This is a genomic window from Demequina sp. NBRC 110054, from assembly GCF_002090115.1.
Taxonomy (GTDB): Bacteria; Actinomycetota; Actinomycetes; order Actinomycetales; family Demequinaceae; genus Demequina.
This window is the reverse complement of sequence record NZ_BBRK01000004.1, coordinates 94215-114506: the sequence shown is the minus strand read 5'-3', so window position 1 is coordinate 114506 and position 20292 is coordinate 94215. Positions and strand designations below refer to the sequence as shown.

Annotated in this window: 21 protein-coding genes; 13 read left to right on the top strand and 8 right to left on the bottom strand. The window is 71.7% G+C overall.

What is annotated here, in order from left to right:
* The first annotated feature begins 114 nt into the window (after nucleotides 1-114).
* From mtrA to secA, 6 genes are all read left to right on the top strand, one after another.
* The gene (mtrA, locus tag B7K23_RS00520) at nucleotides 115-798 is read left to right on the top strand and encodes an MtrAB system response regulator MtrA (protein ID WP_084126048.1); all 684 of its coding nucleotides are present in this window, start codon (nucleotides 115-117) and stop codon (nucleotides 796-798) included.
* Nucleotides 798-2456, top strand: coding sequence for an MtrAB system histidine kinase MtrB (mtrB, locus tag B7K23_RS00515; protein ID WP_143338018.1), 1659 nt, complete (start codon nucleotides 798-800; stop codon nucleotides 2454-2456). Before mtrA ends, mtrB begins: the two co-directional genes overlap by 1 nt.
* Nucleotides 2453-4177 carry an LpqB family beta-propeller domain-containing protein gene (locus B7K23_RS00510; RefSeq protein WP_084124175.1) on the top strand — a complete coding sequence of 575 codons (1725 nt, stop codon included), beginning with the start codon at nucleotides 2453-2455 and terminating at the stop codon, nucleotides 4175-4177. The genes mtrB and B7K23_RS00510 overlap by 4 nt, the downstream gene beginning before the upstream one ends.
* 218 nt (nucleotides 4178-4395) lie before the next feature.
* Entirely contained in the window at nucleotides 4396-5109 is a 714-nt protein-coding gene (locus B7K23_RS00505) for a ComF family protein (RefSeq protein WP_143338017.1), read from the top strand.
* Between the two features lie 132 nt (nucleotides 5110-5241).
* Entirely contained in the window at nucleotides 5242-5907 is a 666-nt protein-coding gene (gene hpf, locus B7K23_RS00500) for a ribosome hibernation-promoting factor, HPF/YfiA family (protein ID WP_084124171.1), read from the top strand.
* A gap of 199 nt (nucleotides 5908-6106) precedes the next feature.
* Nucleotides 6107-8983: a preprotein translocase subunit SecA gene (secA, locus tag B7K23_RS00495; RefSeq protein WP_084124169.1), complete on the top strand. Its 2877-nt coding sequence runs from the start codon at nucleotides 6107-6109 to the stop codon at nucleotides 8981-8983.
* Between the two features lie 137 nt (nucleotides 8984-9120).
* Here secA and B7K23_RS00490 read toward each other — a convergent pair whose 3' ends face one another.
* Both B7K23_RS00490 and B7K23_RS00485 read right to left on the bottom strand, forming a co-directional pair.
* The gene (locus B7K23_RS00490) at nucleotides 9121-9558 is read right to left on the bottom strand and encodes an Rv3235 family protein (protein ID WP_084124167.1); all 438 of its coding nucleotides are present in this window, start codon (nucleotides 9556-9558) and stop codon (nucleotides 9121-9123) included.
* Nucleotides 9555-10271 carry a LysM peptidoglycan-binding domain-containing protein gene (locus B7K23_RS00485; RefSeq protein WP_143338016.1) on the bottom strand — a complete coding sequence of 239 codons (717 nt, stop codon included), beginning with the start codon at nucleotides 10269-10271 and terminating at the stop codon, nucleotides 9555-9557. Before B7K23_RS00485 ends, B7K23_RS00490 begins: the two co-directional genes overlap by 4 nt.
* A gap of 295 nt (nucleotides 10272-10566) precedes the next feature.
* Here B7K23_RS00485 and B7K23_RS00480 point away from each other — a divergent pair, with 295 nt between their 5' ends.
* Nucleotides 10567-11085 (top strand): hypothetical protein, encoded by a 519-nt coding sequence (locus tag B7K23_RS00480; RefSeq protein WP_143338015.1) that lies wholly within the window; start codon nucleotides 10567-10569, stop codon nucleotides 11083-11085.
* A 53-nt stretch (nucleotides 11086-11138) separates the two neighbouring features.
* On the opposite strand, the gene B7K23_RS00475 is transcribed toward B7K23_RS00480, so the two are convergent.
* Complete coding sequence (locus tag B7K23_RS00475; RefSeq protein WP_084124160.1) at nucleotides 11139-11348, bottom strand: helix-turn-helix domain-containing protein; 210 nt, start codon at nucleotides 11346-11348, stop codon at nucleotides 11139-11141.
* Nucleotides 11349-11458: 110 nt separating this feature from the next.
* Here B7K23_RS00475 and B7K23_RS00470 point away from each other — a divergent pair, with 110 nt between their 5' ends.
* From B7K23_RS00470 to B7K23_RS00460, 3 genes are read left to right on the top strand one after another with little or no spacing between them, the layout of a single operon-like run.
* Complete coding sequence (locus tag B7K23_RS00470) at nucleotides 11459-12079, top strand: hypothetical protein (RefSeq protein WP_143338014.1); 621 nt, start codon at nucleotides 11459-11461, stop codon at nucleotides 12077-12079.
* On the top strand, nucleotides 12079-13350 hold the full coding sequence (locus B7K23_RS00465; protein WP_084124155.1) for a hypothetical protein: 1272 nt from the start codon (nucleotides 12079-12081) through the stop codon (nucleotides 13348-13350). The genes B7K23_RS00470 and B7K23_RS00465 overlap by 1 nt, the downstream gene beginning before the upstream one ends.
* Nucleotides 13351-13354: 4 nt before the next feature.
* On the top strand, nucleotides 13355-13795 hold the full coding sequence (locus B7K23_RS00460; protein ID WP_084124154.1) for a DUF6912 family protein: 441 nt from the start codon (nucleotides 13355-13357) through the stop codon (nucleotides 13793-13795).
* Between the two features lie 68 nt (nucleotides 13796-13863).
* Here the strand turns inward: B7K23_RS00460 and B7K23_RS00455 are convergent, their stop codons facing one another.
* The 4 genes from B7K23_RS00455 to B7K23_RS00440 all read right to left on the bottom strand — a co-directional run bounded on the left by B7K23_RS00455 (nucleotide 13864) and on the right by B7K23_RS00440 (nucleotide 17671).
* The gene (locus B7K23_RS00455) at nucleotides 13864-14655 is read right to left on the bottom strand and encodes an inositol monophosphatase family protein (RefSeq protein ID WP_084124152.1); all 792 of its coding nucleotides are present in this window, start codon (nucleotides 14653-14655) and stop codon (nucleotides 13864-13866) included.
* Between the two features lie 101 nt (nucleotides 14656-14756).
* Entirely contained in the window at nucleotides 14757-15794 is a 1038-nt protein-coding gene (gene rsgA / locus B7K23_RS00450; protein WP_084124150.1) for a ribosome small subunit-dependent GTPase A, read from the bottom strand.
* Between the two features lie 6 nt (nucleotides 15795-15800).
* A complete protein-coding gene (aroA, locus tag B7K23_RS00445; RefSeq protein ID WP_084124148.1) occupies nucleotides 15801-17141 on the bottom strand; it encodes a 3-phosphoshikimate 1-carboxyvinyltransferase in 1341 nt (446 codons plus the stop codon).
* Nucleotides 17138-17671 carry a DoxX family membrane protein gene (locus tag B7K23_RS00440; protein ID WP_084124146.1) on the bottom strand — a complete coding sequence of 178 codons (534 nt, stop codon included), beginning with the start codon at nucleotides 17669-17671 and terminating at the stop codon, nucleotides 17138-17140. The genes aroA and B7K23_RS00440 overlap by 4 nt, the downstream gene beginning before the upstream one ends.
* 111 nt (nucleotides 17672-17782) lie before the next feature.
* On the opposite strand from B7K23_RS00440, the gene B7K23_RS00435 reads away from it, so the two are divergent.
* Both B7K23_RS00435 and rsrA read left to right on the top strand, forming a co-directional pair.
* Nucleotides 17783-18487, top strand: coding sequence for a sigma-70 family RNA polymerase sigma factor (locus B7K23_RS00435; RefSeq protein WP_084124144.1), 705 nt, complete (start codon nucleotides 17783-17785; stop codon nucleotides 18485-18487).
* Nucleotides 18477-18728 carry a mycothiol system anti-sigma-R factor gene (gene rsrA, locus B7K23_RS00430; RefSeq protein ID WP_084124142.1) on the top strand — a complete coding sequence of 84 codons (252 nt, stop codon included), beginning with the start codon at nucleotides 18477-18479 and terminating at the stop codon, nucleotides 18726-18728. Before B7K23_RS00435 ends, rsrA begins: the two co-directional genes overlap by 11 nt.
* 116 nt (nucleotides 18729-18844) lie before the next feature.
* On the opposite strand, the gene B7K23_RS16100 is transcribed toward rsrA, so the two are convergent.
* Nucleotides 18845-18919, bottom strand: coding sequence for a 50S ribosomal protein bL37 (locus B7K23_RS16100; RefSeq protein WP_375730880.1), 75 nt, complete (start codon nucleotides 18917-18919; stop codon nucleotides 18845-18847).
* A 229-nt stretch (nucleotides 18920-19148) separates the two neighbouring features.
* Between B7K23_RS16100 and B7K23_RS00425 the strand changes: the two genes are divergently transcribed.
* Nucleotides 19149-20237, top strand: coding sequence for a type IV pilus twitching motility protein PilT (locus tag B7K23_RS00425; RefSeq protein ID WP_084124140.1), 1089 nt, complete (start codon nucleotides 19149-19151; stop codon nucleotides 20235-20237).
* Nucleotides 20238-20292: the final 55 nt, after the last annotated feature.

Genomic DNA, 20292 nt, shown 5'->3' with positions numbered 1-20292 from the left:
GACCCGCCCATCCTGCCATGCGGGTCCCCGCGGATGGCAGATCCTCACAAGGTCCCCCTCGCGCACCGCCGCGCTGCCACGGTCCAGGGGCGACGCCGTGGCAAGATGGTCCGCATGACGGCACGCATCCTGGTGGTCGACGACGACCCGGCAGTCGCGGAGATGATCGGAATCGTGCTGCGCGGCGACGGGTTCGAACCGCTGTTCTGCGATCACGGCGACCAGGCGGTCGACGTGTTCCGCGCGGAGCAGCCCGACGTGATCCTGCTCGACCTCATGCTCCCCGGACGCAGCGGCATCGACATCTGCCGGGAGATCCGGGCCGAGTCCGGAGTCCCCATCGTCATGCTGACGGCCAAGTCCGAGACGGTCGACGTCGTGCTCGGGCTCGAGTCCGGCGCGGACGACTACATCCCCAAGCCTTTCAAGCCGCGCGAGCTGATCGCGCGGGTGCGCGCCCGCCTGCGCCGCAACGAGACCGGAGCTCCCACGAGCCTGCGGATCGGCGACCTGGAGGTCGACGTGACCGGCCACCGCGTCACGCGCGGCGGCGAGGTGATCCCACTGACGCCGCTCGAGTTCGACGTGCTCGTCACGCTCGCGCGCGCCCCGGGCCAGGTGTTCACGCGCGAGGTGCTCCTCGAGGACGTGTGGGGCTACCGTCACGCGGCCGACACCCGGCTCGTGAACGTCCACATCCAGCGGCTCCGCGCGAAGATCGAGAAGGACCCGGAGAACCCCGAGATCGTGCTGACCGTCCGCGGCGTGGGCTACAAGGCCGGTGGTCAGGCGTCGTGATGCGCTCGCCGCGCATGACAGCGCTGCGGCTCGCGGTGCCGGTGCGCAGGGGTGCGCGTCGCTGGCGCAGGTCGATGCAGCTGCGCGTGGTCTCCACGGTGCTCGTGGTCGGCGTCCTCACAGTCGTGGTGCTCGGCGCGGTGGTGGTCTCGCAGATCCGTGACGGGCTCGTGGAGACTCGCGTGGACCGGATTCTCGCGGAGTCCGCGCAGGACGCCGCGAGCGCGCAGGAGTACATCGAGTCCTCGTCGGCGGCCACGCCGGGAGACCTGCAGACGCTCGTGAGCACGGTGTACGAGTCGCTCAGCGCGGTGAGCGGTGACTCGCGCGGCCTCGTCCTGCTGCAGGCCGAGGACAATGAGACGGACCTGATCCTCACCACGGGAGCGTCCGACGCGGCCCTGCTGTCCGTCGTCTCCGACGAGATGCGGGAGGCCGTGGCCGAGGGCGTCACGCAGCCGTGGCAGCACGTGGTCCTTCCCGATGGTCGCCCGGGAGTCGTGGTCGGCGCGCCGATCGAGCTGCGGGACGCAGGGGAGTACGAGCTGTACTTCGTGTACTCGCTCGAGGCTGAGCAGGAGACGCTCGCGCTCGTCCAGCAGTCGCTCGCAGTCGGTGGCGCGGTGCTCATCGGCCTGGTGCTGCTCCAGGCCTGGTTCGTCACGCTCCAGGCGCTGCGTCCCGTGCGCCAGGCCGCCCGCGTCGCGTCGCGGCTCGCGGATGGACTGCTGTCCGAGCGGATGACCGTGCGGGGCGCTGACGAGATGGCGACGCTCGCGAAGACCTTCAACGAGATGGCGGAGTCCCTCCAGCGGCAGATCACTCGCATGGAGGACCTGTCGCGCGTGCAGCGACGCTTCGTGTCCGACGTGTCGCACGAGCTGCGCACGCCGCTCACGACGATCCGGATCGCCGCCGACCTCCTGTACGACGCGAAGGACGGCTTCCCTCCCCAGGTCGCACGATCCGCGGAGCTCCTCAACACGCAGATCGACCGCTTCGAGCTGCTGCTGTCGGACCTCCTCGAGATGTCCCGCATCGACGCGGGCGCCGCGCAGCTCGAGTTCGAGGAGACGGATCTGACGGACATCGTCGCCGAGGAGGTCGAGGCGATCGCGCCGCCCGCCGCGGACCTGGGGGTCGAGGTGCGGCTCTGGGCGGGGGAAGGAAAGCATCGTGCGTCCGTCGATCGGCCCCGCGTGAGCCGCATCGTGAGGAACCTGCTCTCCAACGCCGTCGAGCACGCCCAGGGTGGACCCGTCGACGTCGCGGTGGCGTCCACCGCGCGCGGCGTCGCCGTCGTGGTGCGCGACTACGGCCTCGGGCTCACGCCGCACGAGGTCGACCGGGTCTTCGACCGCTTCTGGCGTGCGGACCCCGCCCGTGCGCGCACGATGGGCGGGACGGGGCTGGGACTGTCGATCGCGCGCGAGGACGCGCTGCTTCACGAGGGTCGGCTCGAGGCCTGGGGGTCCCCAGGCGAAGGCGCGTCGTTCCGGCTGAGCCTGCCGCGCACCTCGCGCGGCCTCGGCAAGCAGCCCATCCTGCCGCTCGCGATGCGCGAGGAGGAGTTCGTGGCGCTGTCGCCGAGCGGCCGGCAGGCCCCGCGACGCACGGCTCACACCATCGGATCAGAGGTCGCAGGAGGCGAGCGATGAGGACAAGGCTGGCGGCGGCGATCGCCGCGATCGCCGTGCTGGCGGGCTGTGCGTCCATCCCCGACTCGGGCCCGGTGCAGGAGGGCGTGACGAACGCCCCGGAGGAGGACACCATCCTTCCGCTCGCCGAGGGGCCGACCGCCGGGGCGTCGCAGGAGGCGATCGTCAACGGCTTCCTGCGCGCCCTGCCGCAGGGCTTCAACTCCGATTTCTCCGTCGCCCGCGAGTACCTCACCGCGGACGCCAGCCGCGACTGGGACCCCTCCGCGAGCATCACGGTGTTCGGCTCGGGCGCGCTCACGCCCGAGTGGAACGCGGACGGCACGACGGCCGCGTACACCGTGCCGGTGGCAGCGACGATCGACGGCGACGGACGGCTCGTCGAGGCCGCCGAGGGAGCGGTGACCACGCTCGACTTCACGCTGGTCCAGGACGACGGCGAGTGGCGCATCGACGGGCTCCAGGACGGGGCCGTCCTCGCGGAGGCGAACTTCGAGAGCCTGTTCCGTCGCGTCGGCCTCGTATTCGCGACGGTCGACGGCACGACCGAGGTGATCGAGAGCCGCTGGTTCCCCCGGCAGAACGTCGCGACGCGTGCCGCCTCGGAGCTCGTGCTGGGGCCCTCGGCATGGCTGTCGGACGCGGTGCTGTCGGGCTTCTCCGCGAGCGCCTCGCTCGAGGTGGCCTCGGTGGTCGTCACCGACGGAGTCGCCGCCGTGCTGCTCGCGTCCGACTCGGCCACGGCCGAAGCGCAGGACGGGCTCGCCGTGGTGCAGATGCAGCGCACGCTGTCGGCGCTGCCCGACGTGACGTCCGTCGAGGTGACCGTCGGCGGCGTGCCGGTCGCAGCCGAGGGCTACGCGCTCGAGGCGTCCGAGGTCCCTTCCGACGTCGCGGCGGCCATCGTCGGCTCGCGGCTCGGACTGTGGGACGGCACCGACCTCAAGGTCACGCCGGACGATGCGGGCGCCCTTCCCGACAGGGCCCATGGGCTCGCGCTGTCCTACTCGGGAGAGCAGGCGGCGTTCCTCGTGGGCAGGTCCCGCCTGGTGGTGACGGACGCCCTCGCGGGCGGCATCGAGTCACTGGTCGCGGTGCCCGAGGGAGACGCCGAGCCCGCGGGCCGGCTCGCCACGGAGACGATCGTCGAGGCCCAGGGCCTCGTGGATCCCTCGTACGACGCCGAGGGATGGCTCTGGACCGCCGAGGCGAACGGCGGCTCCGTCATCGCGTTCCCGGCGGAGGACGGCTCGGGCGGCGAGGTCGTCCTCGATGCCGAGTGGCTGAAGGCGCGCCGCATCGAGGCGATCGCCGTCTCCCGTGACGGCGCGCGGCTGCTCGTCGCGTCGACGGTCGCGGGGCAGCCGGTGCTCGAGGTGACCGGTCTCGTGCGTGACGAGTCCGGGACCCCTGTCGCGCTGACCGAGCCTCTCCAAATCGGGGTCTCGTCGAGCGCCGCGACGGAGGTCGCGTGGATCGACTCGACGACGGTCGCCGCGCTCGGCGTGAGCGTCGACGGCGGCTCGACCCCGATGTGGGTGTCGACGGTCGGGGGCTTCACCGAGGCGATGACGGCTCCCGCGGACGCATCCTCGCTCACGGCGCGCAGCGGAACCACCTCGATCACCCTGATCGATCCGGGGTCCGGCGCTCAGGCTCGATCGGGCACGGGGTGGACCCTGGTCGTGCCCGACGTCGACGAGCTCGCCTACGCGGGCTGACGCCGCACTGCCCCCACGGCCACGGCGTCGTCTCCAGACCCGAACGGGAGCCCGGCCAGCCGGCAGCCGCATCGTCCCTCGGCTCGAACGAGAGCCCGCCCCCGACGTGACCGCATCGTCCCCAGGCTCGACCCGGCACCACGCTCTCCCCACCGCCGGCGCCCGCGCGGCTCGGAGGAGCCTCTCCGTGAGGTGATGGGGGTGTGGAGGGCGAGGGCGTGGCACGCGTGCTGAGGGCGGTCGCGAGGGCCGTCGTCCCCGTCGCATGCCCCGGCTGCGGCCGTGAGGACGTGCGCTGCTGCGACTCGTGCGCCGCGCTGTGGTGGGAGCCGGTCTGGCGCGCGGAGCCCGATGCCGCACGCCTCGACGTGCACGGTCGTGCCGCCCTTCCCGTGTGGGTCGCCGCCCCGCTCGTCGGACCCGCGCACGGCATGGTGGCCGCCTGGAAGGACGGTGGACGGCGCGACCTCGACGGCTTCTTCGCGGACGTCGCGTACCGCGCGGGGGCTCAGATCGCGCCGCACCTCGTGGAGCTCGGTCGCAAGGTGCGCGTCGTCCCCGCTCCCGCGCGGGCGGCGAGCACCCGGCGCCGCGGTGTGAATCTTCCCCTGGCGCTCGCGCGGGCGGTCGCGGAGGGCCTCATCGCGGGAGGAATGCAGTGCGAGGTCGTCTCGGCGCTCGCGATCGGGGCGGGAGAGCAACGCGGCGGATCCGCGATCGACAGGTGGCGCGGCATGCGTCGCGCGGTCCGCGTGACGGTGGCTCCGGACCCGGGCAGGCCCGTGCTCCTGGTCGACGATGTGGTTACCACGGGGGCCACCCTCGCGGCCTGCGCGGCCGCGCTCGAGGGCCGCGGATCGCCGGTCGTCGGAGCCGTCGGACTCGCCGCGGTCGGGCGTGTGGCGGGGGACGCCGATCCGGGGCTAAGGTGAGATCTACCCTGACGATGAACGTCGGATCCCTTGGATGAGGGAGGTGATGCCACAGGCGCTGAAGGCGCCGCAGTCGCACTGCCCCCGCCCGCTGGCCGGGGCCACTCTCATCCCACAGAGGAGGACACCGTCATGGACATCGCCATCACAGGACGCCACACCAAGGTCGCCGACGATCTGCGCGAGCGGATCATCGAGAAGATGGAGAAGGTCGAGGCCCTTGCGCCGCGCGCGACGCGAGTGGATGTCCACGTGGTCCACGAACGCAATCCCAAGCGTGCGGACGACAAGGAACGCGTCGAGATCACGGTGCGCGGCAGGGGAGTCGTGAGGGCCGAGGCCTCCGCGATGGACCGCCACGCCGCCTTCGACGCCGCGTCCGCGCGCCTGCTCGAGCAGCTGCGACGGCTCCATGAGCGCAAGGCCCACCGCCACCAGGCGACGCCGAGCCTGCACTCCGTCGCCGCCGAGCCCGCTCTCGCCCCCGTGGGCGACGGGTCCGCGCCGCACGCCGCCTCGAGCGTCGAGCCGTGGGAGGGCGCCCCGGACGACGCGACTCGCGAGGTGCCGATCGACGGCACGCCGATCCTGATCCGGTCCAAGACTCACGCCGCAGTCCCGATGACGGTCGCCGAGGCGATCGATCAGATGGAGCTCGTCGGCCACGACTTCTACCTCTTCCTCGACGCCGAGTCCGGGCTTCCGAGTGCCGTCTACCGACGCCGGGGCTGGACGTACGGGGTCATCCACCTCAGCGAGCAGGGACACGCGGAGATCCCTGAGCGAGAGAGCGCCTGACACAGACCCGGGGCCGCGGCGGGAGCCGCGGCCCCGGGGTCGTGCCGGAGGGATCCACTCCTGAGGGTGCTGCGAGCGGTGCGCGAGACGCCGCGCGTGCGGCGGTCCGCGTTCCGCCCCTAGCGAGACGCGTGCCTTCCCGCAAGCGGGAGCGACTACGCTTGCTCGGGGTACCGCAACGACAACAGGGAGTTCACCGGTGGGCATCTTCGAACGAGTCATCCGCTTCGGCGAGGGCCGGCAGATCCGGAGGCTCGAGCGGGTGGTGAGCCTCACCAACGCCCTCGAGGAGCACTACCTCGAGATGACGGACGACGAGCTCAAGGCGCTCACCGACGACTTCAAGTCCCGTCGCGCCGAGGGCGAGAGCCTCGAGTCCCTGATGCCGGAGGCCTTCGCGGCCGTCCGTGAGGCCGCACGCCGCACGCTGGGCCTGCGCCACTTCGACGTCCAGATCATGGGTGGCGCCGCGCTGCACGGCGGCAACATCGCAGAGATGAAGACCGGTGAGGGAAAGACCCTCGTCGCGACGCTCCCCGCATATCTGAACGCCCTCGACGGCGAGGGCGTCCACGTCGTCACGGTGAACGACTACCTCGCGAGCTATCAGTCCGACCTGATGGGGCGCGTCTTCCGCTTCCTCGGGATGGAGACCGGCTGCATCCTGTCGGGTCAGACGCCCGAGCAGCGCCGCGAGCAGTACTCCGCGGACATCACCTACGGCACCAACAACGAGTTCGGCTTCGACTACCTGCGCGACAACATGGCGCTCGACTCGAAGCAGCTCGTGCACCGCGCCTTCCACTACGCGATCGTCGACGAGGTCGACTCGATCCTTATCGACGAGGCGCGCACGCCGCTCATCATCTCGGGCCCCGCGTCGGGCGACAACGCCCGCTGGTACGTCGAGTTCGCGCGCATCGCCCGCGAGCTCAAGGTCGACGAGGACTACGAGGTCGAGGAGAAGAAGCGCGTCGTCGGCATGCTCGAGCCCGGCATCGAGAAGGTCGAGGCCTCGCTCGGGATCGAGAACCTGTACGACCCCGCGAACACGCCGCTGATCGGCTTCCTCAACAACGCGGTCAAGGCGAAGGAGCTGTTCCACCGCGACCGCGAGTACGTGGTCCAGGCGGGAGAGGTCGACATCGTCGACGAGCACACCGGCCGCCTGCTCAAGGGCCGCCGCTACTCCGAGGGCCTCCACCAGGCGATCGAGGCCAAGGAGGGCGTCCCGATCAAGGCGGAGAACCAGACCTACGCCACGATCACGCTGCAGAACTACTTCCGCCAGTACGCGAAGCTGTCGGGCATGACGGGTACCGCCCAGACCGAGGCGGCGGAGCTCCACGCCACCTACGGCATGGGTGTGATCCCGATCCCGACCAACAAGCCGATGATCCGTCAGGACAAGGCCGACCTGCTCTACAAGACCGAGCAGGCGAAGTTCAACGCGCTCGTCGACGACATCCTCGAACGCAACGCGAACGGTCAGCCCGTGCTCGTCGGCACCGTCTCCGTGGAGAAGTCCGAGCAGCTGAGCAAGGAGCTCCGCAAGCGCGGCATCACCCACAACGTCCTGAACGCCAAGCAGCACGAGCGCGAGGCCTCCGTCGTCGCCGAGGCGGGCCGCGAGGGCGCCGTCACGGTCGCGACGAACATGGCCGGTCGAGGCACCGACATCATGCTCGGAGGCAACCCCGAGTTCCGTGCGGTGCAGGAGATGGCCGATCGCGGTCTCGACCCCCACGAGGACCCGGAGGGCTACGAGGCGGCGTGGGACGCGGTGCTCGAGGAGCAGAAGGCCGCGGTGGAGACCGAGCACGACAAGGTGCTCGCCGCCGGCGGACTGTACGTGCTCGGCACCGAGCGGCACGAGTCCCGCCGCATCGACAACCAGCTGCGCGGCCGCTCGGGACGCCAGGGCGACCCGGGCGAGTCCCGGTTCTACCTCTCCCTTGAGGACGAGCTGATGCGGATGTTCCAGTCGGGCATCGCGGCGCAGATGATGAACTCGACGGCGCTGCCCGACGACATGCCGATCGAGTCGGGCGTGCTCACGCGAGGCGTCCGGTCCGCGCAGGCACAGATCGAGGGTCGCAACGCCGAGATCCGCAAGAACATCCTCAAGTACGACGACGTCCTCAACGCGCAGCGCACGGTGATCTACGACGAGCGCCGCAAGGTGCTCGACGGCGAGGACCTCCGCGACCAGATCGAGAGCTTCGCCGCAGACGTGGTGACGGAGTACGTCCGGGCGGGCACGCTCATCGGTGCGCCCGACGAGTGGGACCTCGAGGCGCTGTGGAAGGACCTGCGCACGGTCTACCCCGTGTCGCTTACGATCGACGAGGTCGTCGACGAGGCGGGCGGGATCGTCGGACTCTCACCCGACTTCCTGACCCGCGAGCTGGTCGCCGACGCGCGCGTGCAGTACGACGCGGTCGAGAAGCGCATCGGACCGGAGATCATGCGCACCGTCGAGCGTCAGGTGCTGCTCCAGGTCCTCGATGCCAAGTGGCGCGAGCACCTCTACGAGATGGACTACCTCAAGGAGGGAATCGGCCTGCGCGCGATGGGCCAGCGCGACCCGCTGACCGAGTACCAGCGAGAGGGCTACGGGCTCTTCGAGGCGATGACCGACGGCATCAAGCGCCAGGCCACGCAGGTGCTGTACCGCGTCGAGCGTCGCGAGCCCCAGGCGGCCGAGGGCTCCGGCCCCGCCGTGACGCCGGACTCCGCGGCCGCTACCGCCTCCAAGGCGCCCGAGGCCGCCGCGAAGCCCGCCGCGGCTCCCGCAGCGGGTGGCCCGCGCCGTCGCGTCGCGTCCTCGACCGGCTCGACGACGGGCAACAACGGTGGGATGCAGATGACGATGTCGGCGCTGACCTACTCGGGCCCGTCTGAGGATGGTTCGGCGAAGGTCACCAAGGCATCGGGTGCGAAGGCCGACACCTCGGGGGCCGCGAAGAAGGCGGAGTCCGACGGCGCGACCTTCCCGGGTACCCCGAAGAACGCGCAGTGCCCGTGCGGGTCGGGCAAGAAGTACAAGATGTGCCACGGCAAGAACGAGGCGTGATCACGTCACCGGCGTGAGCTCGCGCCGCCCCGCAGGGCGGTGAGGAGCTCGCTCTGACACGTCGGCGCTGACGAGGGAGGGGTGGACGACCACGGTCGTCCACCCCTCCCTCGTCTGTTCAGCCGACGCCGGCCTTGTCAGCCGACGTCGATGACGGTGGCGACCCAGCGGCCGCGTCGGTCCTCGAGTCGGATCGCGAGCGCATGCACCCGGTCGCCGTGACGGGCGACGACGCTGACCTCGGCGGCCCCGAGGGCCACGCGGCACACGCGGGCCCTGACGACCTGCGCCGGTCCGTCCTGCGTCCGGCCCGCTCGGCGGGCGAGCGACTGCTGCTTGGAGAGCGCCGTGACGACCTTCGGGTCGGCCCAACGCGTGAGCGAGTCGAGAGTCGGGGCACCGTGCACGGCCTCGAGCGCCGCCTTCGCCAGCGTGCACGCGAGCGGGGACGGGTCTCCCAAGGGCCGCCGCTTGCGTGCGTAGGGAGAGGGCTTCGCTGGTGCGACCGCGGGCAGGATGCGCCCCGGCCCGGGCGCTGCGGAGAGCGTGCCCGCCGCGATCGGCTCGGCGCTCATCGGACGAGCTCCTCAGGCACCACGAGCACCTGGCCGGGCTCGATCACTCCTGGGTCATCGCCGATCACCGTGCGGTTCGCCTCGTAGAGCAGCGGCCACTCCGCGGCGACCTGAGCGGCGTCGTCTCCGGTGAGGTTCGCCGTGAGGTCCCACAGCGAGTCGCCCGCGGCGACCGTGATGGTGCTGGGCGACTCGGCGGTGGAATCGTCCTCCGGCTTCTCCGCCGGGCCGTTCGCGCTCGGGCTCTCGAGCCAGCCCGGGATCGCGTCGGTGGACATCGCCATCGCCTCGGCGCCCGCCGCGTGTGGGATGCTCCATCCGGGAGCCGCGTCGACGGTCGCATGCGTCGCCACGCCCCAACCTGGCCCCGTGTCAACCGGTCCCGCGTCGACCGCGAGGGCCGGCGCGGCAAGTCCCGTGGTCAGGGAGACGCCCGCGGCCGTCGCCACGGTGCGCCGCCAGGCCCGCGGCGCGAGCGCGGCGGCCCATCGAGGGATCGTCCCGGTGAGCGCCGCCGCGAGCATGATCGCTGCCGTCGCAGCGAGGTAGCCGCACGTGGCTGCTCCGATCGCGACGATGGCCGGCGCGATCAGCGACTCGACCTCCGCTCCGGGTGACCCCATCTCCCCAGCGAGGTCGGTCGCGAGGCGGCCGAGCGCCCATGCCGCGGCGGGCATGGCGATGACGGTGGACGCCGCCGTCACTCGGTTCATCGGTCTGATGTCGGACGTGCGTGGCCCGTCGGCCACGGCGGTGGCGTGCGAGGTGATGCCCCCGCCGCCCGTGTTCGTTCGCACAGTGCTTGCAGGCCCCCCAGCCCGACTGCGCACTGCGCCTGTTGCGCCCCGAAGGCGCACCCCCTTCGTCATGTCGCCCCCCGCGTCATGTCATTTGATGTTGTTTGGTGTCACTAGGTATACCGCGTGCGGGAGGATATGTCCAGTTTGTACGAATCAATGGAAACTGACCACCGGTGGCGCGCATGGGCGCGATGGCTACAGTGGGGCGATGCGGTGGACTCAGCTGTTCGCGGACCTTGAGGCCCGTATGGCTGCGGAGGAGTCGCGCCAGTTCGCGCTCGAGGTCGCCGAGCGCACTCGCGTCGAGCAGGGCGCGATCGATCTCGCTGCGCGATTCATGGGCGGCATCGGCGCCGAGGTCGCGGTGACCCTGCGGGGCGGGCACCGCGTGCGGGGCACCCTCGTGGAGGTCGCGTCGCAGTGGATGCTGCTGGCCTCATCGACGGCGCAGAGCCTCATCCCGATGCCTGCGGTCGTCGCGGTCGCGGGGCTGCCGCGGCGGGCGGTGCCGCTCACGGAGGTCGAGCGGCGGCTGTCGCTCGGCGCCGCCCTGCGGGCGCTGTCGCGCGACCGGGCGCACGTCATCGTGCGCGTCGTGGGGGCGGACCTGTCGGGTCTGCTCGGTGCGGTCGGGGCCGATCATGTGGATCTGCGGCTCGACGACGGCGCGGGCGAGGTGACGGTGCCCTTCGCGGCGATCCTCGAGGTCGCCTCCACCGCGCGCTGATCCACGGGATGCCGCAGCCGGCTGCGCTCGCCGAGACGAGGACCGTCCGGTGGTCAGTCGTGGCCCGCGGCGATCCTCGCGCGCGTCGCCTCGTACTGGCGTGCGATGTACGCCTCGAGCTCGGCGGACTCGACCCGCCACTGGCCGCGTCCGCCCACCTGGATCGCGGGCAGCTCGCCGGTCCTCACCAGCGAGTACGCCTGAGGCGAGGAGATGCTGAGCACCTCCTGCACTTCGGCGAGGGTGAGGAACCGCTGGGTCATGTGTCCATTGTGAACCAGTTGTGGCGGTTAGGCACGCTTTGTCCACAGGCCCTGTCGTCGTCTCTGTCGAGCGGGCACGATGGATTCTCAGGGGCATGAAGGGGGAAGGGATGGCTGCGAAGGCTGGGATGGTGGCGGGAAGGCTGACCCGCCCTGGCTGGCGGGACCCGCGCCTGCTCGTCGGAATCGTGCTCATCGCCGCCTCCGTCGCGGGTGTCGTCTCGCTCGTGCGAGCCAACGACCGCACCGTCCCGGTCTACGTCGCCGTGGACGATCTGGTGCCGGGGGCCGTGCTCGCCGAGGGCGATGTCGCGGTCGCGCATGTGCGCGTGGACACGGACGCCTACGTCGGAGCGCTGGACGAGCCCTGGGGTCAGGTGGTCATCCGCGCGGTGGGCGAGGGCGAGCTGCTGCCGTCCGGAGCGCTTGCGGAGGCATCGGATTTCACCTCGCGCCCGGTGGCGCTGCGGACGACGCGACCCGTGTCGGAGGGCGTCGCGAGGGGAAGCCTCGTGGACGTCTGGCTCACGGTGCTCGACGATGCGGGGACGCCGTCCTCGAGCCTTGTCGCGCAGTCGCTCGTCGTCGACGAGGTCGACCGCGACGATGGCTCCTTCGCCGGGACGGGCATCGAGACGGTCTACGTCGTGGTTCCCGAGGAGCAGATGGAGGCCTTCCTCGACGCGATCGCGGTGGAGGGGGATCTCTCCGTGGTGGGGCTGGCGAGCTGATGCGTCTCACCGTCGTCCTCGCGGTCCGCGGCCCACGGGAGGCCGCGCTCGCAGCGATGCTCGACCGGCATCCGGACATTGTCGTCACGCGCCGGTGCGCGGATCTCGCGGAGGCGGTGTCGGCGCTCCACGCGGGACTCGGCATGGTCGTGGTCGTGTCGGAGCAGCCCTTCCTGGACCGCGACGTGCTCGCCCAGCTCGCGGGGAGCGGTGCCGCGGTCGTCGGTTCGCCGTCGAGCGTCGACGCCGCCGAGCACCTGCGCGCCCTCGGGATCGTGCACCTCGTCCCTCCTGGGGCGGACGCGGTCGAGACGGCCGCGGCGGTGCTCGAGGCCTCGGAGCGAGGAGCGCCCCTTCCCGTCGCGTCCCCGGAGCCGGAGACGACGCCCGCCGAAGGGTTCGTCGTCGCGGTGTGGGGCCCGAGCGGCGCCCCTGGGCGCACGACGGTGGCGGTCAACGTCGCCGCGGGGCTCGCAGTCTCCGGCTCGCGAGTGATCTGTGCGGATGCCGACACGTACGGCGGCGCGGTCGCGCATGCCTTCGGGCTGCTCGACGAGGCGCCGGGGCTCGCCGCGCTTGCGCGGGCCTCGGTGGGCGGGTCGCTGGGTGTCGAGGTGGTCGACCGCTACGCCGCCCCGGTCGCGCCGGGCCTGCGCGTGCTCGGCGGAATCACCCGTGCGGAACGCTGGCCCGAGCTGTCCGGGCCCGCGCTCGATCCCGTGTGGGAGGAGCTTCGCGCGCACGCCGAGATCACCGTGATCGACTGTGGCTTCTCGCTCGAGCGCGACGAGCCTCCTGGCTACGACGGCCATGCTGCGCAGCGCAACGCCGCGACGCTGTCGGCGCTTGTTGCCGCGGACGTCGTCGTCGTGGTGGGACGCGCCGAGCCGCTGGGCATCCAGCGGCTCGTCGGTGCGCTCGAGGAGCTCGAGGAGGCTGTCCCGGGCTCGGCCGAGCGGAGGATCGTCGTGGTGAACCGGGTCCGCGCGTCGGTGGCGGGACGCCGGCCCGAGCGCGCGGTCGCGGACGCGCTGCGCAGGTTCGCGGGCGTCGACGAGGTGTGGCCTCTGCCGGAGGACGGTCGTGCATGTGACGCCGCGGCGCTCGCCGGCAGGACGCTGCGCGAGGTGCGGCCCCGTTCCGCGGTCACGCGCGCGCTCGCGGGCCTCGCTGCCGAGATCGGCAGGCACGCCCCGACGCTGCGCGAGCCGTCCGCGTCGCCCGACACGCTCCCTCAGACCCGCCCCGTCGAGGCCGGGGTGACAGACTGAGAGCATGCGCGTGTACATCCCCGCCAAGGCCAGCCAGCTGAGCGAGATCGCCTCCGGCCAGTGGGACCCGGGCGACGCCTTCGCCGTCACCGAGAGCATGCTCGAGCTCGCTCCTCAGCTCGATCCCGATGAGGTCGCCGAGGAGGTCATCCACGTCGCCGCGATGCAGGCGGCGCTCGAGCTGGGCTCCCCGCTGAGGGTCGTGGTCGTCGCCGACCTGCCCCGTGCGGACGTGCGGCCGAATCCCGAGGCGCATCCGGCCGCGGTGCTGCTCGGCGACGTGATCCCCCGCGACGCGATCGCGTGCGCGTTCGTCGACGAGCCGGAGGCCGAGTCCGACATCGCCGGTGCGCTCGCGGGAGACGAGTCCGCGAGCGACAGGCTCGGCGAGCGCGACCTGCTCTGGTACGACGTCAGCGAGCTCGCGTCGATCGCGCTCGCCTGAACGCGCGTCCGAGTGCTCGTCTGAGCACCGCTCGGTGAGCCGCTCGCGCGACCGCGGTCCGAGGGGCCTCAGGCCTGAAGGCGTCGCAGCACCTCGTCGTGGAGCATGCCGTTGGTCGCGAGGGCGTCGCCTCCGAAGGGGCCGGGCTCGCCCGCGAGCGACGTGAAGCGGCCGCCCGCCTCCTCGACGATCGGCACGAGCGCGGCCATGTCGTGCAGTGCGAGCTCTGGCTCGCACGCCGCGTCGACCTGGCCCTCGGCGACCATCATGTAGCTCCAGAAGTCGCCGTACGCGCGGGTGCGCCACAGGGAGCGGGTCAGGTCCAGGAACGACGGCAGCAGGCCGCGCTCCTCCCAGCCCGACAGCGAGGAGTACGACAGGGAGGCCTCCGCGAGGGTGGTCGCCGAGCTGACGGACAGTCGGTGCGCTCCCGAGGTCGGTGACTCGCCCCAGGCGCCTGCGCCGGCGGCCGCATACCAGCGCCTGCCCAGCGCGGGGGCCGACACGACGCCGACCACGGGCACGCCGCGGTCGATCAGCGCGATGAGCGTCGCCCACACGGGGACCTCGCGGATGTAGTTCTTGGTGCCGTCGATCGGGTCGACCACCCATTGCCTGGTGCTGTCGCCCACCGCGCCGTACTCCTCGCCGAGGAACGCGTCGTCCGGGCGGGCCTGCGCGAGGCGCTCGCGCACGAGCCGCTCCGCTGCGCGGTCCACGGCGGTGACGGGGGTGTCGTCGGGCTTGAGCTCGACGGTGAGCTGGTCGGAGGCGAAGTTGCCGACTGTGAGGGCATCCACCTCGGCGGCGACCTCGAGCGCCAGGCGCAGGTCGTCCGCGTATGCGCCGATCGGGTCCATGCCGTCAGGCTACCGGCAGGGCAGCGGGTGCCAGGACGTCCGGGGGAGAGGGACGATGCGGCGTGTGGCGGGACGCGGCTGGGAGGGACGGGGCGGTGCGCTCAGCGGACGTCGCCAGCCGCGCGCGACGCGAGCAGCCGACGGATCGAGTCGACCCTCGCGCGGCGCGCAGGATCGTCACCCGCCCACGCGTCGAGCTCGCACCCCGCCTGCGCCGACTCGTGGGTGCAGGCGCGAGGGCAGTGCTCCGCGGCGGCCTCGGCGACGTCGGGGAACGCGGCGACGAAGTGGTCCGGGTCCACGTGGGCGAGGCCGAAGGACCGCACGCCGGGGGTGTCGACGATGTGCCCCCCGTCGGGCAGCCCGTACCTCACCGCGGAGGTCGAGGTGTGGCGCCCGCGGCCCGTGACGTCGTTGACCCGCCCCACGGCGCGGTCGGCGTCAGGCACGAGCGAGTTGACCAGGGTGGACTTGCCCACCCCGGAGTACCCGACGAGCACGGTGTCGCGGCCCGCGACATGGTCGCTCAGGGTCGCGAAGCCGGGATCCGCCGCGAGCGACCCTCCCGTGCGGGCATCGGTCTCGATCACGGTGACGCCGAGCGGCTCATACGCGGCCCGGAGCTCGGCGGCCGAGCCCAGATCGGCCTTGGTGAGCACGAGCACGGCGTCCATGCCCGCGTCGAACGCGGCCACGAGGCAGCGGTCGATCATGCGCGGGTTGGGCTCGGGGTCGGCAAGCGCGGTGACGATCGCGAGCGAGTCCGCGTTCGCGACGACCACGCGCTCGGTCGGATCGGTGTCGTCGGCGGTGCGTCGGAGCTCGGTCGAGCGCTCCTCGCGGCGCACGAGCCGCACGAGGGTCCCCTCGGCGCCCGAGGTGTCGCCGACCACCGCGACCCTGTCTCCGATCACGAGCCCACGGCGCCCCAGCTCGCGCGCCTTGACGGCGGTGAGCACCGTGCCCGCGGGCGCGTCGGCATCCTCGAGCAGCTCGACCGTGTAGCGGCCGCGATCGATCGCGGTGACCACGGCAGGCGTCGCGTCAGAATGGCTCGGGCGGATCTTCGAGCGCGGCCGCGATCCCCGTCGGCTCGGGCGGACCCGGGCGTCGGACTCGTCGTACTCGCGTCGTGCCACGCGGGCTCAGGCCTCCCGGCCGAGCATGTGCGCCCACATCGACGGGAAGTCCGGCATCGTCTTCGCGGTCGTCCCGACGTTGCGCACCCTGACACCGGGGACGCGAAGGCCGATGATCGCCGCGAAGGTCGCCATGCGGTGGTCGAGGTAGGTCTCCATCACGGCACCGTGAAGACCCCCTGCGGAAGCCTCGGGAGCGGGGAGCCCCGCGAGGCTCAGGTCCTCCGCGCCGGCCTCGCAGCCGCCGCCCAGCCGCGCCACCTCGGCCTCGATCGCCGCGAGCCGGTCCGTCTCGTGCCCGCGCAGGTGTCCGATGCCGGTCAGCTGGGACGCGCCGTCCGCCACCGCGGACAGCGCCGCGATCGTCGGCGTGATCTCTCCCGCGGGCGACAGGTCCGCGTCGATCCCGCGCACGGTGCCGTCGCCACGGACGTGCATGACGCCGTCGACGAGCTCGCACGTCCCGCCCATGCGCTGCAGCAGCTCGGGGTAGTAGGCGCCGGGCTGCGTCGTCGTCTGGGGCCACCCGGGGATGCGTACCTCGCCGCCCGCGACGAGCGCCGCGGCCATGAACGGACCCGCGTTGGACAGGTCGGGCTCCACGCGGACCTCGCGCAGGTGGATCCCGCCGGGGTGCACGATCCATGTGCGCTCGTCCGGCTGATCCACGCGCACGCCCGCCTCGCGCAGGGACTCGCAGGTCATGTCGATGTGCGGAATGCTCGGCAGGGTCTGGCCGACGTGGCGGACCGTGAGCCCGTGCGCGAGCCGCGGCGCGACGAGCAGGAGAGCCGTGACGAACTGGCTCGAGGCGGAGGAGTCGATCTCGACCTCGGCCGGAGTCGAGGCGGGCGGGGTGATCGTGAACGGGAGAGTGCCGCGTCCGTCGTCCTCGACGGTCGCGCCGAGCGCGCGCAGCGCGTCAAGCAGGGGCCCCATCGGGCGGACGCGCGCGCCCTCGTCCCCGTCGAAGGTGACCGGGCGGGTGTCGCCCTGCGCACCGGCGAGCAGCACGAGCGGCGGCACGAAGCGCATCACGGTGCCCGCGAGGCCACAGTCGATGTGCGCCCCGCCGCTGAGCGGTCCGGGCGCCACGTCCCACTCCTCTCCGGCGTCGTCGACCCAGACCCCGAGGGAGCGCAGGGCCGCGATCATCAGGGCGGAGTCGCGCGAGCGCAGACCGCCGCGGATGCGGACGGGGCCGTCGGAGAGCGCCGCGAGCAGCAGGTAGCGGTTGGTCAGCGACTTGGAGCCGGGGACCTCGACGGTGGCGTCGAGCGGCGATTCGGCGAGCGGTGCATCCCAGACCTCATCGGGTCCCAGCCCGACGGGAAGGGATGCGGTCACGCGGCAGCCTTGCTGGAGATCTTCTTCCGCTTGACCTCGCGCTTCGCGGCCTTCACCTCGGCCTCCTTGGCCTTGGCGACCGCGGCCTTCTCCTTGGCCTTCTCCTTCGCCTTCTTCTTGCGCGCGATGTGGCGCGCGGAGTGGCCGACGGTGGAGGCGAGCATGACGCCGCCCACGAGCGAGAGGTTCTTGAGGAACTGCTCCTTCTCGGCTTCCTTCTCCACCTCGTCCTCGACCGTCCAGAACGGGTGGGTGAGGGCGGTGGTGGCTGCGGAGAGCCCGGTCAGCAGCAGCGCGGCGGTGCGCGGCGCACGGGAGACCGCCATCAGGGCGGCGGCGCCGATCGACAGCGCACCGTGGGCCTTGACGAGGTCGGTGGTGGTCACCTTGTCGTCGACGCCGAGCTCCTTGAGCGCGGGATCGACCATGGGGGCGACGCGTGCGGCGCGTCGCTCCGGCTCGAGGACGGACTCGATCCCCCCGTAGACGAACCAGGTGGCGAGCAGCGGTCGGGCGAGTGCACGGAACATACGTCCACCCTACTCGGGACGACGCGCCTCGTGCAGGTGCAGATGCGGGTCCGGCGCGGGCCTCTTGTCAGGCAGGGGAATGTCGGGCGGGGGCGACGCGTTTCCGCACACATGACCGCGACGCTTGAGAGAGACGCCCCCGTGCAGGTCACGGGTCTCGACCGCGCCCCAGTAGGCTCGGCGGTGATGAGCGACACCGAGTTCGATTTCGAGACCGAGGCCCTGTCCTACATGGACCAGCTCTACGCCGCCGCCCTGCGCATGACGCGCAACGGCGCCGACGCGGAGGACCTGGTGCAGGAGACCTATGCGAAGGCGTTCGCCGCGCAGGCACGGTTCACGCCCGGCACGAACCTGAAGGCGTGGCTGTACCGCATCCAGACCAACGCCTTCATCAACACCTACCGCAAGAAGCAGCGCGAGCCGAAGCGCTCGGACGCGGAGAAGGTCGAGGACTGGCAGCTCGCCGCCGCGGCGGAGCACACCTCGTCGGGGCTCGCCTCGGCCGAGGACGCGGCGCTCGACTCGATCGGCGACGACGAGGTCAAGCGTGCGCTCGCCGAGCTCTCCGAGGACTTCCGGATGGCGGTGTACCTCTCCGACGTCGAGGGGTTCGCCTACAAGGAGATCGCGGAGATCATGGACACGCCCGTCGGCACGGTGATGTCGAGGCTGCACCGCGGGCGCAAGCTGCTGCGGGAGAAGCTGCGCGACTATGCGGCGGAACGCGGCGTGAGAGACAAGCGTGAGAAGAAGGCGGCGACCACCAAGGTCGCCGGTACGACCCGGAGGGAGGAGGTGCGAGATGACGCATGACCACAAGGCAGAGTGCGCGGAGGCCCTCGACCGCCTCTTCGAGTACATCGACAACGAGCTCCCCGAGGAGGAGCTGATCCGCATCGGCGAGCACCTGAAGTCGTGTCCGCCGTGCGAGGCGGAGCACCGCATCAACGAGAAGATCAAGGGCATGGTGCACGCCACCGGCGGCGAGGTCGCTCCAGACGACCTGCGCAGCCGCGTGCTGTCCACGATCCGCGAGGCCAGGACGGCCGACTGACCCGGCCCCGGCATCGTCCGGTTCCCTGACCGGGCGACGCTGCCGCATCGTCCCCTCAGACGCACGAGAGCCCGCCCCGGTGCTACCGGTGGCGGGCTCTTCGTCTGTTCAGGCGCTCAGGCGTTGGGACGCTTGCCGTGGTTGGCGCCGGAACCTGCACGCGACTTGCGCTTGCGACCTCGCTTGCTCATGGCTTCCCCCTTTCCGGGATGCGGGCGGACACATGGTGACGCACGATTGTCCCATAGGCGGGGGTGTGCGCGCATCGGGCCTGGGAACACCCCAGGACCATGCCGACACCGGCGTCCGGATTGTCCGCGAGTGGGGTGTCTCACACGGATGTCTCGCGCATGCGCCTGAGGCGCTAGCCTGCGGCTCAGGTGACTCAAGATCTTTCCCGAATCTGCCGAAAGAGGACCCGTGAGCGACCAACCAGTCTCCGTGATCCCGCTGCTCCACGCCCTTGCGTCCACGGGCGGCTCCGACCTGCACTGCAAGGTCGGCTCTGCGCCACGCATCCGCGTCGATGGGCGCCTGCGCAAGCTCCAGGTGCCCGCTCTGCGTCCCGAGGACACGCGCAACATGGTCGCGCAGGTCCTGCCCGAGGACCTCGTCGCCCAGTTCCGCGACACCCACGAGGCGGACTTCGCGTTCTCGCTCTCGGGCGTCGGCCGCTTCCGCGTCAACGCGTACGTCGCGCGCGGCACCGACGGCCTGGTCTTCCGTCGCGTCGCGGTCGGCGCCCAGCCGATGCCCGAGCTCGGCCTGCCCGACGTGCTGGGCGACCTCGCGCTCGAGCCTCGAGGCCTCGTGCTGGTCACGGGCCCGACGGGTTCCGGAAAGACGACGACCCTCGCCTCGATGGTGGACCTCATCAACGAGGAGCGCGAGGTCAACATCGTCACGATCGAGGACCCGATCGAGGTCCTCCACTCCGACAAGAAGGCGATCATCTCGCAGCGCGAGGTGCGCTCGGACACGCTCGACTTCACGAGCGCGCTGCGCGGCGCGATGCGTCAGGATCCCGACGTGATCCTCGTCGGTGAGATGCGCGACATCGAGACGGTCCGCGCGGCGCTGTCCGCTGCGGAGACCGGCCACCTCGTGCTCGCGACCCTGCACACCGTGGACGCGCAGGACACGGTCAACCGCATCGTCGACTTCTTCACGCCCCACGAGCAGGATCAGATCCGCGCGACCCTCGCGCAGACGCTGCGCGGCATCTGCTCGCAGCGTCTCGTGCGCAAGGCGGACGGCACGGGCCGCAAGCTGGTCGCCGAGGTCATGGTCAACAACGGGCGCACCGCCGAGGCGATCGTCGATCCGGCGAGCCAGCCGCCGATCCTGGACCTCATCGCCGAGGGCGAGTACTACAAGATGCAGACCTTCGACCAGCACCTGTTCCAGCTGGTGCGCGACGGCGAGGTCACCTACGAGGACGCGATCGCGATCGCGTCGCGCCCCCACGACCTGTCGGTCACGCTGCGCAACGAGGGCGTCATCGACTGAGCGCCTGTCCGCCCCTCCGCATGCGCTCCGCACGGATTCAGGGGCGACACCCCGG

Excerpts from the sequence above, each read along its gene's own strand:
- B7K23_RS00490 (WP_084124167.1), bottom strand. The coding sequence starts at position 9,558 with ATGAGCGCCGAGCCGATCGCGGCGGGCACGCTCTCCGCAGCGCCCGGG.
- B7K23_RS00485 (WP_143338016.1), bottom strand. The coding sequence starts at position 10,271 with ATGAACCGAGTGACGGCGGCGTCCACCGTCATCGCCATGCCCGCCGCG.
- mtrB (WP_143338018.1), top strand. The coding sequence starts at position 798 with ATGCGCTCGCCGCGCATGACAGCGCTGCGGCTCGCGGTGCCGGTGCGC.
- B7K23_RS00440 (WP_084124146.1), bottom strand. The coding sequence starts at position 17,671 with ATGTTCCGTGCACTCGCCCGACCGCTGCTCGCCACCTGGTTCGTCTAC.
- rsrA (WP_084124142.1), top strand. The coding sequence starts at position 18,477 with ATGACGCATGACCACAAGGCAGAGTGCGCGGAGGCCCTCGACCGCCTC.
- B7K23_RS00475 (WP_084124160.1), bottom strand. The coding sequence starts at position 11,348 with ATGACCCAGCGGTTCCTCACCCTCGCCGAAGTGCAGGAGGTGCTCAGC.
- B7K23_RS00455 (WP_084124152.1), bottom strand. The coding sequence starts at position 14,655 with ATGGACCCGATCGGCGCATACGCGGACGACCTGCGCCTGGCGCTCGAG.
- B7K23_RS00470 (WP_143338014.1), top strand. The coding sequence starts at position 11,459 with ATGGCTGCGAAGGCTGGGATGGTGGCGGGAAGGCTGACCCGCCCTGGC.
- mtrA (WP_084126048.1), top strand. The coding sequence starts at position 115 with ATGACGGCACGCATCCTGGTGGTCGACGACGACCCGGCAGTCGCGGAG.
- B7K23_RS00460 (WP_084124154.1), top strand. The coding sequence starts at position 13,355 with ATGCGCGTGTACATCCCCGCCAAGGCCAGCCAGCTGAGCGAGATCGCC.
- B7K23_RS00465 (WP_084124155.1), top strand. The coding sequence starts at position 12,079 with ATGCGTCTCACCGTCGTCCTCGCGGTCCGCGGCCCACGGGAGGCCGCG.
- hpf (WP_084124171.1), top strand. The coding sequence starts at position 5,242 with ATGGACATCGCCATCACAGGACGCCACACCAAGGTCGCCGACGATCTG.
- B7K23_RS00480 (WP_143338015.1), top strand. The coding sequence starts at position 10,567 with ATGCGGTGGACTCAGCTGTTCGCGGACCTTGAGGCCCGTATGGCTGCG.
- B7K23_RS00435 (WP_084124144.1), top strand. The coding sequence starts at position 17,783 with ATGACCGCGACGCTTGAGAGAGACGCCCCCGTGCAGGTCACGGGTCTC.
- B7K23_RS00510 (WP_084124175.1), top strand. The coding sequence starts at position 2,453 with ATGAGGACAAGGCTGGCGGCGGCGATCGCCGCGATCGCCGTGCTGGCG.